The sequence below is a fragment of the Microcoleus sp. AT8-B5 genome, from assembly GCF_036705565.1.
Taxonomy (GTDB): Bacteria; Cyanobacteriota; Cyanobacteriia; order Cyanobacteriales; family Microcoleaceae; genus Microcoleus.
This window is the reverse complement of sequence record NZ_JAUBUY010000044.1, coordinates 34,974-52,221: the sequence shown is the minus strand read 5'-3', so window position 1 is coordinate 52,221 and position 17,248 is coordinate 34,974. Positions and strand designations below refer to the sequence as shown.

At 45.1% G+C, this 17,248-nt stretch carries 8 protein-coding genes and 1 pseudogene; 5 read left to right on the top strand and 4 right to left on the bottom strand.

Annotation, left to right across the window (positions count from 1 at the left end; translation table 11 throughout):
• Positions 1-236: 236 nt before the first annotated feature.
• Both psbC and QUB39_RS23820 read left to right on the top strand, forming a co-directional pair.
• Positions 237-1,616, top strand: a complete 1,380-nt coding sequence (gene psbC, locus QUB39_RS23825; RefSeq protein ID WP_333057369.1) for a photosystem II reaction center protein CP43 — start codon at positions 237-239, stop codon at positions 1,614-1,616.
• Positions 1,617-2,185: 569 nt separating this feature from the next.
• Complete coding sequence (locus tag QUB39_RS23820; protein ID WP_333211446.1) at positions 2,186-6,043, top strand: GAF domain-containing protein; 3,858 nt, start codon at positions 2,186-2,188, stop codon at positions 6,041-6,043.
• 454 nt (positions 6,044-6,497) lie between these two features.
• Here QUB39_RS23820 and QUB39_RS23815 read toward each other — a convergent pair whose 3' ends face one another.
• The 4 genes and pseudogenes from QUB39_RS23815 to QUB39_RS30685 form a co-directional block, all read right to left on the bottom strand.
• Positions 6,498-12,515 (bottom strand): response regulator, encoded by a 6,018-nt coding sequence (locus tag QUB39_RS23815; RefSeq protein ID WP_333211448.1) that lies wholly within the window; start codon positions 12,513-12,515, stop codon positions 6,498-6,500.
• Between the two features lie 352 nt (positions 12,516-12,867).
• Positions 12,868-13,209, bottom strand: coding sequence for a hemerythrin domain-containing protein (locus QUB39_RS23810; protein WP_333057372.1), 342 nt, complete (start codon positions 13,207-13,209; stop codon positions 12,868-12,870).
• Positions 13,210-13,227: 18 nt separating this feature from the next.
• Complete coding sequence (locus tag QUB39_RS23805; protein ID WP_333057373.1) at positions 13,228-14,241, bottom strand: diguanylate cyclase; 1,014 nt, start codon at positions 14,239-14,241, stop codon at positions 13,228-13,230.
• Between the two features lie 516 nt (positions 14,242-14,757).
• Positions 14,758-14,934 (bottom strand): annotated as a pseudogene (locus QUB39_RS30685) (IS701 family transposase); the annotation flags it as partial.
• 156 nt (positions 14,935-15,090) lie between these two features.
• Between QUB39_RS30685 and QUB39_RS23800 the strand changes: the two are divergent.
• The 3 genes from QUB39_RS23800 (at position 15,091) to tpiA (ending at position 17,130) form a co-directional block, all read left to right on the top strand.
• On the top strand, positions 15,091-16,044 hold the full coding sequence (locus QUB39_RS23800; protein ID WP_333211450.1) for a hypothetical protein: 954 nt from the start codon (positions 15,091-15,093) through the stop codon (positions 16,042-16,044).
• Positions 16,045-16,143: 99 nt separating this feature from the next.
• Positions 16,144-16,329 carry a PCP reductase family protein gene (locus tag QUB39_RS23795; RefSeq protein ID WP_006633749.1) on the top strand — a complete coding sequence of 62 codons (186 nt, stop codon included), beginning with the start codon at positions 16,144-16,146 and terminating at the stop codon, positions 16,327-16,329.
• 75 nt (positions 16,330-16,404) lie between these two features.
• On the top strand, positions 16,405-17,130 hold the full coding sequence (gene tpiA, locus QUB39_RS23790) for a triose-phosphate isomerase (protein WP_333057405.1): 726 nt from the start codon (positions 16,405-16,407) through the stop codon (positions 17,128-17,130).
• The last annotated feature ends 118 nt before the right edge of the window (positions 17,131-17,248 follow it).

The following is a 17,248-nucleotide window of genomic DNA, read 5'->3' as shown; positions in this document are numbered from 1 at the left end:
GCTTGGATGGCTCCGACTGACCAACCCCACGAAAACTTCATCTTCCCTGAAGAAGTTCTGCCTCGCGGTAACGCACTTTAAAAAAATCAGGATTTGGATTTCATATTCATTTAGTTTTTTTAAATTAATCTGAAATCCAAATCCCTACTCCCTGGCGCAGGCGCGGTACTCCCGTGCCCTACTAGGGAACAAAAAACCCAAAATCCAAAATCTAAAATCGTTGGAGGTTCTACCGGGTGGTAACGCTCTCTAATTCCTACGCAAGCGGTCGCGACCAAGAATCCTCCGGGTTCGCTTGGTGGTCTGGCAACGCTCGTTTGATCAATCTCTCCGGCAAACTGCTGGGCGCCCACGTCGCTCACGCTGGCTTGATCGTGTTCTGGGCCGGTGCAATGACTTTGTTTGAAGTCGCTCACTTTATCCCAGAAAAGCCCATGTACGAACAGGGCTTAATTTTGATGCCCCACGTCGCTACTTTGGGTTGGGGCGTAGGCCCCGGCGGTGAAGTCACTGATATCTTCCCGTTCTTCGTAGTCGGCGTTCTTCACTTGATTTCATCTGCTGTTCTCGGTTTGGGCGGCATTTATCACGCCGTTCGCGGCCCGGAAGTTCTCGAAGAATACTCTTCGTTCTTCGGCTACGACTGGAAAGATAAGAACCAGATGACCAACATCATCGGCTATCACCTAATTTTGTTGGGTGGCGGTTGCTTGCTGCTGGTTGCTAAGGCCATGTTCTTCGGCGGTGTCTATGACACTTGGGCTCCAGGCGGCGGGGACGTGCGTATTATCACGAACCCCACTCTGAACCCGGCTGTGATTTTTGGCTACTTGGTTCGCTCTCCTTTTGGTGGCGAAGGCTGGATTGTCAGCGTCAACAACATGGAAGACATCATCGGCGGTCACATCTGGCTGGGCCTGATTTGTATCGCTGGCGGTGTTTGGCACATTTTGACCAAGCCTTTCGGCTGGGCTCGCCGTGCCTTAATCTGGTCTGGCGAAGCTTACCTGTCTTACAGCTTGGGTGCTTTGTCCCTGATGGGCTTCATCGCTTGCTGCTTTGTCTGGTTCAACAACACTGCTTACCCCAGCGAATTCTACGGCCCGACGGGCCCGGAAGCTTCTCAAGCGCAAGCTTTGACCTTCCTGATCCGCGACCAACGCTTGGGTGCTAACGTCGGTTCTGCACAAGGCCCCACCGGTCTGGGTAAATACCTGATGCGCTCTCCTACTGGCGAAATCATTTTCGGCGGTGAAACGATGCGTTTCTGGGATTTCCAAGGCCCTTGGTTGGAACCCTTGCGCGGTACTAACGGTTTGGACTTGAACAAAATCAAGAATGACATTCAGCCTTGGCAAGCTCGCCGCGCTGCTGAGTACATGACTCACGCTCCTTTGGGTTCTTTGAACTCTGTGGGCGGTGTGGCGACTGAAGTTAACTCGTTTAACTTCACTTCTCCTCGTTCTTGGCTGGCCTGTTTCCACTTTGTGATGGGTTTCTTCTTCTTGGTCGGCCACTTGTGGCACGCTGGTCGCGCTCGCGCGGCTGTCGCTGGCTTTGAGAAGGGTATCGATCGCGAAAATGAACCAGTGCTGGCTATGCCAGACTTAGACTAATCGATCGAATTTATTTCTGATTTGATTGTCTAGTTGAAAAAGGCTCCTGCTTAACGGCAGGAGCTTTTTTTTGATCTAAAAATATCTCAAAAAGCTGCGGATTGTCGATCGACTGTTCTCCGAACCCGCTAGCTGCAGATACAATCCTAGACCTACAAACCCGGTTTCTGAGTTAACCTGTTGAATTCCATGCTGTTTCTTTCCGTCAGCTCGTTCCTCAGCCAGGTTTTGCATCCAGAACTGAGATATTTCGGTGCGACTTTCATCGCTGGCGGTGAATAACTCTACAAGTCTTGAAACTTGACAATTTTAATCTTTTGGGGTATAGAGCTTGCAACGCAGGCTCTACAAAGTTTATATTTAAAGTAGAAAAGTTGTAATCCCACACAAATGGAAAGTTGCACTGAAAAGTTGCAATTTTAAGGCAGATCGCTACAGGTGCAAAACTAATCGACGATCGCCATCAGGATATTTATATTTTATTAAATGGCTGTGCTTGCCGAATTTTTTAACAGGCACAAAACTTTTGGGCCGCTTACTATTATTGCTAGGAAAGCAAAAAATTAATAATGGACTCATTAAAGATCGAAAATGTCAAGGTGAGGTTCGATCGAGCAAATTTGCTCGAACGCATCGCCAACCGCATTCGCCACTCTCTAGAACTACCCGAAATTCTCAGCGCAACAGCAGCCGAAGTTCAATCCTTCTTGGGAACAGACAGAGTAAAAATCTACAAATTTCATAGCGACGGTAGCGGTGAAGTGATTGCCGAATCAATTAACGGCAACCGCTTGCCCTCCCTATTGGGTTTGCATTTTCCAGCAGACGATATTCCCCCTCACGCCCGCGAACTGTTCGCCCAACTACAGGTGCGATCGATCGTCGATATAGATTCCGGGCAGCTAGGCCAAAGTCCGCGCCGCGAGGCGGTTTCCGGCCAACTACTGCCCGACGAAATGTACTTTCGTGCAGTTGACCCCTGCCACGCTGAATACTTGACTGCACTGGGCGTCAAGGCTTGCTTAGTAGTACCAATTTTTCACGGCGAAGAATTCTGGGGGTTGTTGGTATCTCACCACTCCGAGTCCCGGAGTGTGGCAGAAAACGAACTCCAAGGCGTTCAGATGGTAGCAGATCAGCTTGGCGTCGCCATAACCCAATCAACCCTCCTGGCCCGAGCGATGGCGAAAGCTCAACGGGAAGCTGCCGTCAACCGCGTCGCCGCAGCCCTTAACTCCCAGCCAGCGATTGAACTCCAAACAGCTTTGGCAGAATCGGTAGCAGCACTAGATGCAGCCGGCGGCAGGCTGTGCATTTTCGCCACACCATTCGTTTCCGACAGCAGCCCGGTTACGAATCTAGTTCCCTATTCGGATAACTCCACTGGCGAACTCACAGTCTACACTTGCGGCTCAGGGCCGAAGATGCCAATTTCGGCAAAATACCCGCAGGTTGAGCAATACAGCGTCTGGCACGAATATTTTAAATCCGGCCAGCAACAGGTTTGGGCAATTCCCGACTTGTACCAAATTAGCAGTTTGAGAAGCCTGCAACCTGCATTTCGATCGACCAAAATTCGCAGCATTTTAATCGTACCGCTCAGAGCCCGCCAGCAAATATTCGGTTACTTGACCATTTTTCGAGAAGAATTTGACACCGAAACTCTCTGGGCTAGACAGTTTGATAGCGACGCGCGGCTCGCCCAATCTCGGATATCTTTTGAAGCGTGGAAAGAATCAAAAACTGCCCAAATTCGCGAATGGAAGGGTGAAGAAATTGAATTGCTCCAAATTTTGGGCACGCACTTTTCTAATGCTATTAACCACTACCAACTCGATCAACAAATAGAGGAACTTAACACAAACTTAGAAAATCAAGTTCAAAAGCGCACCGCTCAACTACAGCAGTTGACCCAACAGCAGCAAGTGCTGTTTGAAGTGGTGGCTAAAATGCGGAAATCCCTCGACTTGAACAAGATTTTTAGCACGATGTCCCAGGAAGTGCGACGGGCTTTAAATGCCGATCGAGTGGCAGTTTACCGCTTCGATTCCGCATCAGAATTTAAGGACGGCGAATTCGTTGCCGAAGATGTTTTGCCAAATTTTGTGTCAGCAATGGCAGTCAAAGTGGACGATCGCTGCTTTGGAGAAAACTACGCCAATCTCTATTCTCAGGGGCGAGTTCACGCCATGTCTGACATCAGACAGGCCGGACTGCAAGATTGCTTTCACAAAGTCTTGGAGCAATTTCAGATCAAAGCTACTTTAGTTGCACCGATTATGAAAGGCAACGACCTTTGGGGGTTGCTGTGCGTACACCAATGTTCGGCTCCCCGCAACTGGGAATCTTCCGAAATTAAGTTTGCTACCCAAATTGCCGCTCAGCTCAGTATCGCCATAGAACAAGCAGATTTGCTCGCTCAAACTCAGCAGCAAGCAGTTGAATTGCAGCGGGTAGCAGAGCAGGAGCGAATACTGTTTGAGGTAGTTGCTAAGATTCGACAATCTCTCGATTTAAATACAATTTTTCGTACTACAACTACAGAATTGCGACGGGTATTAAAGGCCGATAGAGTTGGCATTTATCGCTTCGATCCTAGTTTAAATTTTAATGAAGGCGAATTTATTACCGAAGATGTTTTGCCTGGTTTTTCTTCGGCAATGAATGTAAAAGTTCGCGATCATTTTTTTAGCGAAAAATATGCCAAAAAATATAGTCAGGGACAGATACAAGTGCTACAAGATATCGAAAATTCTGGACTTTCAGACTGCCATGTTGCTCTTTTAGCTCAATTTCAAATTAGAGCTCAGGTGATTATGCCGCTGATGAATGGCAGCGAACTTTGGGGTTTGCTGTGCGTGCACCAGTGCAGCGGTTTGCGCCATTGGAACACTTCGGAAATTCAGTTTGCTACGCAAGTTGGAATTCAGTTGAGTGTAGGATTAGAACAAGCAGATTTGTTGGCTAAAACGCGGCAGCAATCAGTTGATTTGCAGTGGGCATCCGAGCAACAGCGGATACTGTTTGAAGTGGTGGCTAAGATTCGAGAATCTCTCGATATCAACGCGATTTTTAAGACTGCTACTCAAGAAGTTTGTCAGTTTATGCAAGTCGATAGAATAGCGGTTTATCGCTTAAATCCTGATTTTAGCGGTCAATATATTGCCGAGTTTGTAAAAAATGGCTGGATGAAATGGGTAGGGGAAGGTATCAATACGGCTTGGCAAGATACTTATTTGCAGTCAAACCAAGGCGGCAAGTATCTGAATAATGAAACTATAGCCGTTGACGATATCTATCAAGCTTGTCACTCCGAGTGTAATGTCCGTATTTTAGAGCAATTTCAGGTGAAGGCTTATGCGATCGCGCCGATTTTTGTAGGACAAGAACTTTGGGGTTTATTGACAGCATATCAACATTCTGGGCCCCGCTGTTGGGAAAGTTCAGAAGTTAACTTTTTAGCTCAGATTGCCAATCAGTTAGGCGTAGCTATCCAACAAGCCGATTTGCTCGCTCAAACCCGACGCCAAGCAGAACAAATCGCTCAAAGTTTAAAGGATTTGCAGCAGACTCAAGCTCAATTGATTCAAACTGAAAAAATGTCTGGTTTGGGGCAACTGGTAGCCGGGATTGCTCACGAAATTAACAATCCGGTTAATTTTATTTACGGCAATCTCAATCACGCTAGTGAATATACTGCTAGCTTACTGAGCTTGCTGGAACTTTACCAGCAGCAATATCCAGATTATAGTCCTGAAATAGACAAATTGAGTGAAGATATTGACTTGGAATTTCTGCTAGAAGATTTGCCAAAATTGCTATTGTCAATGAAGGTGGGAGCCGATCGCATCCGTCAAATAGTTCTGTCTTTAAGGAATTTCTCTCGTCTTGACGAAAGTCAAATGAAGGCGGTTGATATTCACGAGGGCATTGACAGCACGCTGTTAATTTTACAGCACAGGCTGAAATCTAATGCGGACAGTTCAAACATTGTGCTAGTGAAAGAATACGGCATTTTGCCTCGAGTTGAGTGTTATGCGGGACAGTTGAATCAGGTATTCATGAATGTAATTGGGAATGCGATCGATGCTTTGGAATCGCACAAGTTGCGCGCTGGTCAATCTGTAGCTCCTCAAATTAAAATCTCGACTGCTGTCGGTCAACTTAATGGTACTATTCCTAGCGCGCTGATTCGGATTTCTGATAACGGTACGGGAATTTCGGAATCTATGAGACAACGCATATTTGACCCTTTTTTCACGACTAAGGCAGTGGGAAAAGGTACTGGATTGGGACTGTCAATTAGTTACCAAATTGTGGTAGAGAAACACGGCGGTGTTTTAAAATGCAATTCGGAATTGGGGAAAGGTACTGAGTTTGCGATCGAGATTCCGCTTCGACAGCAGTCATTAGTCATTAGTCATTAGTCATTAGTCATTATTGTTGTAAAATCCAGCAAACAGTCAACACTCAACAATCACGCAGGGTGCAGCCGGAATTGATATAATTCATCTGGGTGCATCTGTGTTTATCTGCCCTCATCTGCGGTAAAAAAAAGAGAATTTATGAACCGCCCCGGACAAGGGATGCACGCTGATTCACGCAGATGCAGAGAAGAGATATATGATATCCAATCCGTTAGCATTGAAATAGTAAATTCGAGTTCACTGTTCACGGCGTTGACTGTTAACGGCGTTGACTGTCAACCGTCAACAGTCAACATCATGTATGAGTGTTACCAAAAATGATATGAATAATTCCGATGCTAAAAGATTTGGAATCAGGCTCGATCGTGCGTATGCGATCGCATAGCCCGGTTGCGGCATCGCGGATGACAGTTGCCTAAGTCCTGGTACAAAAAGATGCCTATTTAATTGACTTTCATAGATTAGTTTCCCTCTTTTGTAGTTCTTGTTGGAGAGTATTCTTGACACGATCGTACTCATCCTCGATTTCAGCCAATAGGGTTGAGGCTCGATCTAGTTCACCAGAGGTACTCATAACTTCTAACCTGCTACAAAGCTCGGCGAGAGGAGCTGCGCTTAGATTTGCACTACTGCCTTTGAGGGTATGAGCCACTCGCTTTAGGGTTTGAGTATCCGCTTGAGCGATCGCTAATTTCATAGCTTGTAGCAACTTTAGAGATTCCTCAAAGTAGCAATTCGCCAGCAAGCTCAAAATCTGGCTTGAATCTTGATCGATGCTGCTACAGAAGGCTTGCAGTTCTGTGAGGTTAACCGCTGGCATCTCAATTTCTGGCTTGTTGCTATCTGATTCCTCCTTTTGGGCCTCCTGCTGCGGTTCCGGGCTGGGTGGACACTGACTCAGCGCTTGGTGAAGAACCTCTACTCGAATTGGTTTACTGATATAGTCATTCATGCCAGCATCAAGACAAACCTGGCGATCGCCCTGCATGGCATTCGCCGTCATGGCAATAATCCTGGGACGAGTATGAGCCGGCCACTCCTGGCAAATACGACGGGTGGCTTCTAGTCCATCCATCTCTGGCATTTGTACATCCATCAGCACGACATCATAAGGCTGGCGATTCAGGGCTTCCAAAACTTCCAATCCATTGGCCGCAACATCGGCCCGGTATCCCAAACGCTCTAACAGCAGCAGTGCCACCTTCTGATTTACCAGATGATCTTCTGCTAAAAGAATTCGCAGTGGGAGTCTCTGGGCCAGTTTCATATCATCCTGAACAGATATAGGAAGTTGTTGTTGAACTTTTTTCGGTTGAGCTTGTAGCACATGGATCAGTATTTGATAGAGCTGGGATTGTTTGATAGGTTTGCTTAAAAAAGCGGCAAAGTGGGTGGAAAGCGCTGAAGAACTCGCTTCTGGGTAGCCCATTGAAGTCAGCAACACTAGGGGTAAACGGTGGCACTTAGGATGCTGGTGGATGGCTGAGGCGAGTGTGAGACCGTCGATTTGTGGCATTTGCATATCTAAAATAGCCACATCAAAGGTTTCTCCACTCTCAAGCCAGTTGAGCGCTTCGACAGCCGATTGGGCAGCTAGACTCTGCATCCCCCAAGTCTCTGCTTGCAACGTCAGAATTTGTCGGTTAGTGGGCTGGTCATCCACGATTAATAAACGCTTGCCAGATAGTTCTGGTACCATTTCCATCGGTTCCGCTAACTCAGTAGCCACAGAGGATGCCACAATCGTGAAGTAGAACGTAGAACCCATTGTGACTCGATTAAGGTTAGTGGCTTGCCATTTTTGTGAAGGGGTTCCTCCGATGTTGCCTCGGCTTTCAACCCAGATCGTGCCGTTCATAGTTTCACTAAGTCGCTTACTAATCGCCAAACCTAAACCAGTCCCTCCATACTGCCGAGTCGTCGAAGCATCTACTTGACTAAAAGACTTGAACAGTCGATCGAGCCGATTGGCTGGAATACCAATGCCTGTATCTTGAATGGCAAACTGGATTTCATACAAGCTTTCTGACAAGTTTCCTGGCTCAGAAATTGTTTTGTCAGAATCAACTAGAGAGGCTTCTACGGAAATGGTAACTTCCCCAGTTTCAGTAAACTTAATCGCATTGTTGAGCAAGTTAACTAGAATCTGACGCAGACGGGTGACATCACCCAAAATCAACTTAGGAGTCTGGGGCTGGATGAAGTAGCCCAACTCAATATCCTTCTCATCTGCTTTAACTGCAAGTTGGTCGATCGCACCTTCTATGCAATCTCTCAAGCTCAAGGGATGCTTTTCTAGCTCCAGTTTGCCCGACTCAATTTTGGAGAAGTCCAGGATGTCGTTGATGATACTCAGAAGCGTATCCCCACTATTGCGAATCGTCTCGATAAAGTCTCGCTGTTGAGCCTTGAGTTCTGTATCCAGCAGTAGTCCCGTCATACCAATAACCGCATTCATGGGAGTGCGAATTTCATGGCTCATCATCGCCAGAAACTCACTTTTGGCTCGGTTCGCAGCTTCTGCTTCCCGTCTAGTTTGCTCCAGGGCAAAGTTTTTGAGAGTTAATTCTTCTCGTTGTCGAGTTTCTTGCTCTAGTAATTGGGCTTGAGCTAGGGCAATTCCTACTTGAGCCGCGACTGATTCTAGCAACTCGATTTGATCGGTAGTCCAATGACGGTAGCGATCGCACTGGTGCAAACAAATGGCACCATTCGGTTCTCCTTGGTAAGAGGTTCGCACTGCTAATGTCGATCTCAATTTGAGACTGGTACAAATTGAATGAGCACAGGTGAGCAATGATTCGCAGTAGACATCCGGGGAGGCGATCGCTTCATCTTGAGCCATCAACCGTTTTGTATAAGCAGGACTGGCCACCAGAATGTCATGCTCCCCGCTGGGGGCACATCCCACTGCTAGATACTCTGCAACGACAGGAAACTGAGGCAGTGGATTGTCCTGGTATGTGCTAATTAAACAGCGACTCACCCCAAAAGTTTGCCCAATCTGAATAGCAGCCGTTGCAAATATCTGCTCAGCATTAAGGCTTTGACGAATTTCTTGGGTAATTTGCTTCAGCAGTAGGGCTTTTTGCAACTGTCGTTGTAGTGCTTCTTCTGCCTGCTTGCGATCGCTAATATCCTTCATGAAGCAATGATGTCCAACAAACACATTTTGCTCGTCATAAGCAGAGACCATCACCACTTGTTTATAGAAGCTAGAGCCATTTTTTCGCATTCCCCTAGCTTCGGCTTCGACTCTGCCCTCTCTCAACATTTGCTCATAAGCAGCCCCCATCTTCTCAACATCTTCAGGATGAACGGTTCTTTGCCACTCCATCCCTAGCATTTCCTCGGGCTGATATCCACAGATGGCAGCATAAGTCACATTGACAGAGATATAGCGTCCTTGAGGGTTCAGCCGAGAAATCCCTGCCACGGCATTTTCTAGCGCCGCACTCATTTGTTGCAGTTCCGCTTCGGCTCGTTTGCGATCGCTAATTTCAATTAGAATGCAACCCACTGCTATAGGATGCTCTGCATCCTTGAAAATGGGAAACTGAGAAACGAGCCAGTAGCGCTGGGCACCTGTTCGACTGGTTACTTCTGTGCTAATTTCCAAGTTTATGGAAGGTTTTCCTGTCGTTAAAACCTGTTGTAACAGTGCATTTACACCAGGAGCAAATTGCCCCAATATCTCATCGGTTGTCTTACCTAAGTGAGCCTCCACAGAGAGGCCATTAATTTCAGCTAGTGCCTCATTGATTTGTAAAAATCGAAACTGCCGATCGTATATACACAGCCCCACCCCTGCTAGGGAAGCTCCTTTAAAGAAAGCATTCAATAATTGCTCTCTGGCTTGAATTTCCTGCTCTAACTGTTTGCGGTTCGTAATATCGCTTTGAGAACCAGTCATGCGGACAACTCTGCCCGCTTCATCCGAAAGCGCTTGCCCTCGAGCCAAAATCCATTTGTAGCTCCCATCCTTGCAAAGCACTCGATGTTCTGTAATATAAAAGGGAGTTTGGCGCTGAAAGTGATCTTGAATTGCTTGCATCACCCATCCGATATCGTCGGGATGAACTCGCTTGCTCCATTCCTCTAATTGATTGGGAATTTCATGATCCTCGTAGCCCAACATCTCTTTCCAGCGAGCCGAGAAGAATACTTCATTGGTGTTGACGTTCCAATCCCATACCCCATCATTACTACCGCGTAGGGCGAGTTCCCACCGCTCTTCACTCGCTTGCAGAGCGACTTCTGCCTGATGCCGTTCAATTTCACTACCAATCCATTGAGCCATCAGCTTCAATAATTCCACATGGGCAGATTTAAAGCTGTCTGCACGGGGAGATTTACTAGAAAAGCTGAGGGTACTGTAGACTTTGCCTGCAACTAACACTCGTGTTCCAATATAAGCTTCTATGCCAAGGGCAAGATAGGCAGGATGGTAATGCCATTTGGAGATTCCTATATGTTCGATGTTTAGGGGTTCATTTGTGTCTAAAGCTTCACAGCACAAAGTTTCCTTAATATCAAAGACATCACCTGGTTTCAGGACTCGATCGGGCGATCGCGCCACCATCACCTCATAAGTATTATCTTGCACACGAGCCAAGATGCCACTTTCTAGCCCAAAATTCTGACATCCCATCTCAATCAACGCTTGGATGCGCTGCTCAAAATTGAGATTTTGGGTAGCAGTGACTTCATATAAAGCTCGTATCGCCGCCTCTCTTGTTCTTAGTTCAGCTTCGGCTTGTTTACGTCTCTTAATTTCAGCTTTCAGGGAGAGATTGATTTTGGATAATGTTTGTGTTCGTTCTTGAACCCGCTGTTCTAATGTAGCGTTGGCGTGTTTAATCTCCCTAAATTTTTGATTAAGCACGATTCCCATCAATTGAAAATTTCTAGCAAGCTCATTGATTTCTGTAACAGAGCTATGTTTCCATTCAAATGTTTCTTCTGAAAGCTTGTTGGGTAAGTCAGTTGTCGCAATAGCTAAATAGGATAATGGCTTTACCAGTCGTTCGCTTACCAGCGTGGCAAACAAAAATGCCAACATTGTGATGACGAGTAGAATGCTAAAGTCAGCCTTGTAACGATTTTGTAATTTTTTGACATAGGGAGCGGCTGGAATTTCTAAGCGTACTCTCCAGTCCAGCTCGGAGCTAATTGTAAATTCCTCTATATACAGAGAGTTTTTCCAACGGATCATCGGATTGTTGCCATTGCTAGGAAGCCACTGCTGCAAGGTTCCCTCTAAGGTGCGAGTGCTGCCGTTCTTTGACTCCTCAAGACTGGTCCAAAGCTTTTGGTCGGATTGATTACTCGCAATGACTTTGTTGTTTTGATCTAGCAATGTAATGCGAACTTTCTGATTGTTTCTCTGGAAAATGTAGAGAGATTTTATCTTGCTCAATCCTAATGAACCGTGGATAACTCCAATAAAACGACCTTGAACTTGCAGGGGAACATTTAATCCTACATGAGGTTCATCCATTAATAAATCTTTGTGGATAGAAGTCATCCAAGGTCTCGATCGCTCTTGAGCCAGGGTAATCAGATATTTATGTTCTCTGCTTTCTTCGAGCAACCGCCGACGGGTTGGATTAAAAGGAGAAGAAGCCGCTAAAATTGTTCCCGATTCATCGGTAGCATAAATTTTGTCGAAATCTGGCAACAACTGCTCGATCAGGCTAATTTGTTGTTGTAGCTGTTCGGATGATTGAATCCCTGTATTAGCAGCAGTGGTGGCTTCAGGTATGAGCGATTCTTCAGCTAATGTATTCAAAGCTAAGAGATGTCGCTGATGCCATCTAGATATGGCGCTAGTGATAGTTTTTGCGTTGGTTTGTAACTCCGTTTGCACCGTGGTTTGGATTTGACTAACAAAGTACCTACCATCAAAAACTAATAGTATCACTCCTGGAATAAATACAAAAGCTACCAACAAATGAAAAATTGTTTGTTGTAAAGAAAGGGCGATATATTTTGAAGCACTAATCCACCGATAAATCGGCGCATAGGAAATGATTAAACTGGCAACTAAGGCATTGAAAATGCCGTTTACTGCTTGTTTGCACATAACGAGGATAGCCTGATTCGCATCCATCTGCATCATTTGACCGTAGAAAAGCCAAACGAGGGGCATTCCAATTAAGAACCAGTAAATTCCATCGAATAACAGGATATTTGGCTGTTTGCACTTCTTGCAAAGAAACCCTACAAACAGAGTCTCCATCACCAAAATAATCGTGGCGTATGGATGATGCCAAAGGATATAAGTATAGCTGCCTGCAATTAGACCAGCCAAGCCTCCCCAGCCCCAGCCGAAGTAATAAGTAATAATTAGTATGGGAATACTGCCAAAGAGGAAATCAACCCCAAAGAAAAGAGACAAATTGCAATGGTTGCCCAGAAAACCGGCAGCAGTCAGAAGGGCGATCGCACCAAACCATCTTTGATCACGCACTCAGATCGACCCTCCCATAAACTTCTAGAATTGCTACTTGCTGAATATGAACTGATTCTGATAAAAAATCTTCGTAGAGGCACTCTCGTTATTTCCCTGACAGTTTCCATGAAGGTCGCAGAACCGCTTATTTAGGCTTTAAGACTAAAATCAAGGCTTACTCATGTAGGAGTTGAGTTCTCGATCGACTTTTTTTAATATGGTTCACGAACCAATCTATAGCAATCCTAAATGATTCGTGTAATTCTTGTAGGGGCAAACCCCCCGTGGTTGCCCCGATGCAGGTTGGGGTAGGCACGGGGAGTAGGGGTAGCACTACCCCTACATATTTTTACAAATGATGCGAGGATTGCTATAGCAATTGTTCATTAAGCTTAATGACTAACGAAAGGCTCGATCCTTTGATTTTCAGCTCTTGTTTAACTTCACTCAGTGCTTTAATAAATTTGGTATGCGCCGCTGCATTGTTAGATGCAACCGGGCATTTGTATCTTTGCCTAAAAAAATCTTCAAACTCTAATTTTTGTGCTATGTACAAGTCTAAAAAATCTACAATACCTTTTATTTCTTCCTGGCCACGGTTTGCCAACATGGCATTCACTAAGCTATTGAGTTGCTCAATCAATTGTTTATGGTGGTGGCCAATTTTTGGAATAACAATTATTAAGCAATCCTTCCAAATGACGAGAGGCATAGTTTTTACCCTGATGATTTAACGGGTGAATTCATTGACTGTATGAATCTTGGTGCAAAAAGTATTACGACCTTTGTCTTTGGCTTGATAAAGTGCTGCATCGGCAGCAGCAATTAAAGTTTCAGGCCGACTCTCTTGGGTAGGAATTACACTGGTAATACCGAAGCTGAGCGTAATGCAATGATGCGGAGAACTCTTATGGACTATTGCTAAAGCTTGGATGCGATCCTGCATTTGCTTAACGATTTGGACGGCTCCCTCAAGCTCGGTGTCGGATAAAATCACTACAAATTCTTCACCTCCATAACGTGCTACTAAATCTCCAGCTCGATTAATACTGCGATTGAGAGTTGCCGCAACTTGCTTTAAACATAGATCCCCTGCTTGGTGTCCATAAGTATCGTTGTAAGGCTTGAACAAATCTATATCACACAAAATCAGTGACAAAGGAGTTTGCTGCCTCGTCATGCGTCGCCACTCCTCCTCTAGCTGTTGGTCAAACTGACGGCGATTGGCAATCTGAGTCAAACCGTCAATTGACGCGAGGTATTTTAATTGTCGATTGGCGGCTTCTAGCTGTTTGTAAAGTAGGGTTTGTTGCTGTTGCAAATGGAATTGCTGAATCAACCGTCGTACTCTCTGTCGCAGAACAGCCCAGTGAATGGGCTTAGTGATATAGTCAGCAGCTCCCGCTGCAAACGCTCGATCGACAGATTCTTTGTCTTCTAAGCTAGTAATCATCAAAATAGGTGGGCGATCGCTCTCAGGCACTTCAGATAATTTTTGACAACAAGCAAAACCATCCATAGTAGGCATCACTGCATCTAGCAGGATCAAGTCTGGATGTACTTCCTCATAAGCTGCTAGCCCTGTCAACCCATCCGTAGCTTCGGCCACTCGGTATTTTTCCTTCTGTAAATACAGTCGAAGTTGTAAACGCATCAAGGCATCGTCATCCACAATCAGAATTAGAGAGGACTGTTCCGTAGATGGGTTAGTTGAAATGGCTGACTCTTCTAATGATTGATACATACGTCATGGTGTATCTCAAGCTTTGGAAACATTCTAGCCTAGCATATTTTGAGCTTGGGATGGAAAGTGAAAAATTGACCAATATGTCATAAATTATACACTAGCTAAGCTGCATCAACAAAATCCTAGGCAGCGTCGGGTTTGTTAAACCAACAGCCACAGTCTACTTAAAATTTATCGCTTTTTTTGGGGATATAAAGTCTGGTAACTTGCGCTAATTTTTGTAAATATGTAATTATTTTTGGGAGCATTAAACACTTTTTACAAAGTCGAGCGATCTTTGACGAACGATCGCCAGTTATCCCGCGATCGCCCGTGGAATAATATGCTATATTTCTCAACTTAATTCAGCCTTTTTCAGGTGCATCAAATTCTTACCTCATCTTTGAGCGATCGTCCGAGCTATTTTTGGGGAATACATCTGATGGTCACACGATCCCGTATAGATTCGCCCTTGGTTGAGCGTTTGTTCGCACCAGGCAGCTCTGACTGCAAAAAGGCGTAAGCTTTGTTAAGAAACATTTATAGCGTTTTGCGCGCTCTCGGATAGGTTGTTTCTCTGCTTTCTCCCAATAATCGCCCCAAATAGTGTCTAAACTCCTGTCTTTGGGCTTGAGTAGGAAACACATCGTCAAAGCGTTGACACTATCTTTCAAAGCATGGGATCATGGATGTCCCAAGTGTTGATCTCATCAGATTCCATCAGGAAAGACACTAACCTCAAAAGTTGACTCTATATATCTTAGCTCTATTTCTCACTCTATTTTGGGCTAAAGTCCCACTATTAAAAATAGAAGCTATACTATAATCACTGGAAACAGTAAATTAACTTAATGGAGATCACTGACTATGGAAGTAGCACTGCCTGATTTTTCTCAAAGCTTTCAAAAAACGAAAGAAGTTTGGACTGAGCAAGTCGAAAAAGCAGTGAATTCTACTTCAGAAGCAACAGCACAAGCTAAATATTCTCTCTCCGAAACTGCGTCTCAGGCAAAAGAAGCTCTTACTCAAACTACAAATTCTGCCGTTAATACTGTTAATCAAGCTACGAACAATGCTTTAGGTAATGTAGCGGAGAAAACCGAAAAAGCGAGACTTTCTATATCGGAAATTGCGAATCAAGCAGTTAGTCGCGTCAGTGAAAGTACCAACAAAGCTGTTAATGCTGTTTCTCAGTCCGCGGCAACTGCTAAAGAAACTATTAATCAAACTACTAACTCTGCGCTCAATACTCTGAATCAAAGCACTAGCCAAGCTGTAGAGAGTGTAAATCAAGCTACAGAAAAGGCTAAGGCTTCATTAGAAGATAGCATTAACAAGGCGGGAAATATGAGCGATGCCGCTTCAGATGCCATCAAAAATGCTATCAATGGTACTGTTAAAGATTGGATTGACTCTCACCCTGTAGTCTTCTGGTTGGTGAGTCATCCGCTGATATCTTTAGCAGTGATACTGTTATTTGTATTCATTATATTGGGTCTTTTTCAGGCTTTAAGTAGATTTTTTGCTGGAGGATGGTTATTTGTTCTGCAAAGCCCTGGAAAATTTATGCAAGGGGTTTTGAGTGTCGGCTCTAAATCTGTAAGTAATGTCGGTGGAGTGGCTGTAAACTCATTAGTTTCACAGAATCCCGAATACAAAAATAATTCAGGTTTACAATTGAGGGGAGTTGCATCAAACAGTTTGGAGTCTCAAGAACGACTTGCTAATATTTTGACAAGGTTGGAGGCAATTCGAGAAGAGCAGAATCAGCTTTTACAAGAAGCGTCGGCTATTTTAGGCAACAAATTTAAGGCCGAGTGAGAAGGTGTGGGCCGATCGCACTTATGGTAAATTTAATACATCCAGGCTTTCCATCAAAGCCAGATCCATGAAGGCTTGTAGTCGATCGCTCAAAACGCCATGCCCGATTCCGAATTTTCCGATGATTTAAAATGGACGCCAGAAGCCAAGGCGAAGCTGAAAAATATTCCCTATTTTGTCCGGGGACAAGCTCGCGTCCGCATCGAGCAGTTGGCCCGCGAAGCCGAAACCGAAGTCGTCACCGTTGACTTAGTTGAGCAAGCTCGTATTGAGTTTGGGCAATAAGGGCTCGAAATGTACCCTAAAGCTTTACACTATAATTTGCCTGATTTTGATGTTCACAGAGCTACTGAGTCACCCGTGCGGAAAATAGTTATTGCTGGCAACTGGAAAATGTACAAAACTAGGACTGAATCCCTAGAATTTCTTCAAGGATTCATGTCCTGCCTGACGGAAACCCCAGAGGAACGGGAAGTCGTGCTTTGCGTTCCCTTCACTTCCTTGGCTGTCCTCTCGAAAAATTTGCACGGCAGCCGGATTAGACTCGGTGCTCAGAACGTTCACTGGCAAGAGTCTGGAGCTTTTACTGGGGAAATTTCCGGGCCAATGCTTAGTGAACTTGGTGTCCGTTATGTCATCATCGGCCACAGCGAACGGCGCCAATATTTTGGGGAAACTGACGAAACGGTGAATTTGCGGCTGAAAGCTGCTCAGAAATACGATTTAATTCCGATTCTGTGCGTTGGGGAAACCAAGCAGCAGCGAGATGCAGGGGAAACTGAATCTCACATTTTTTCTCAGTTGGCAAAAGATTTGGTTGGTGTTGACCAGCAGAAATTGGTAATTGCTTACGAACCGATTTGGGCCATTGGCACTGGCGATACTTGCGAAACGAAGGAAGCTAACCGAGTTATTGGTTTGATTCGCAGTAAATTGACTAATCCTGACGTGCCAATTCAGTACGGTGGCTCTGTTAAACCGGAGAATATTGATGAAGTTATGGCGATGCCTGAGATTGACGGGGTTCTGGTAGGCGGTGCGAGTTTGGAAGCTGCGAGTTTTGCTCGAATTGTCAATTATCAGTAATTAGGTAATTGCTAATTGCTAATTGGTAATTGTTAATTGGTAATTGGAACAAGGCAGCGGGAATTAAACAGCGATCGCCTACAATTGTGATGTGCCGTTCAGTGTTTCTCGGATCGGG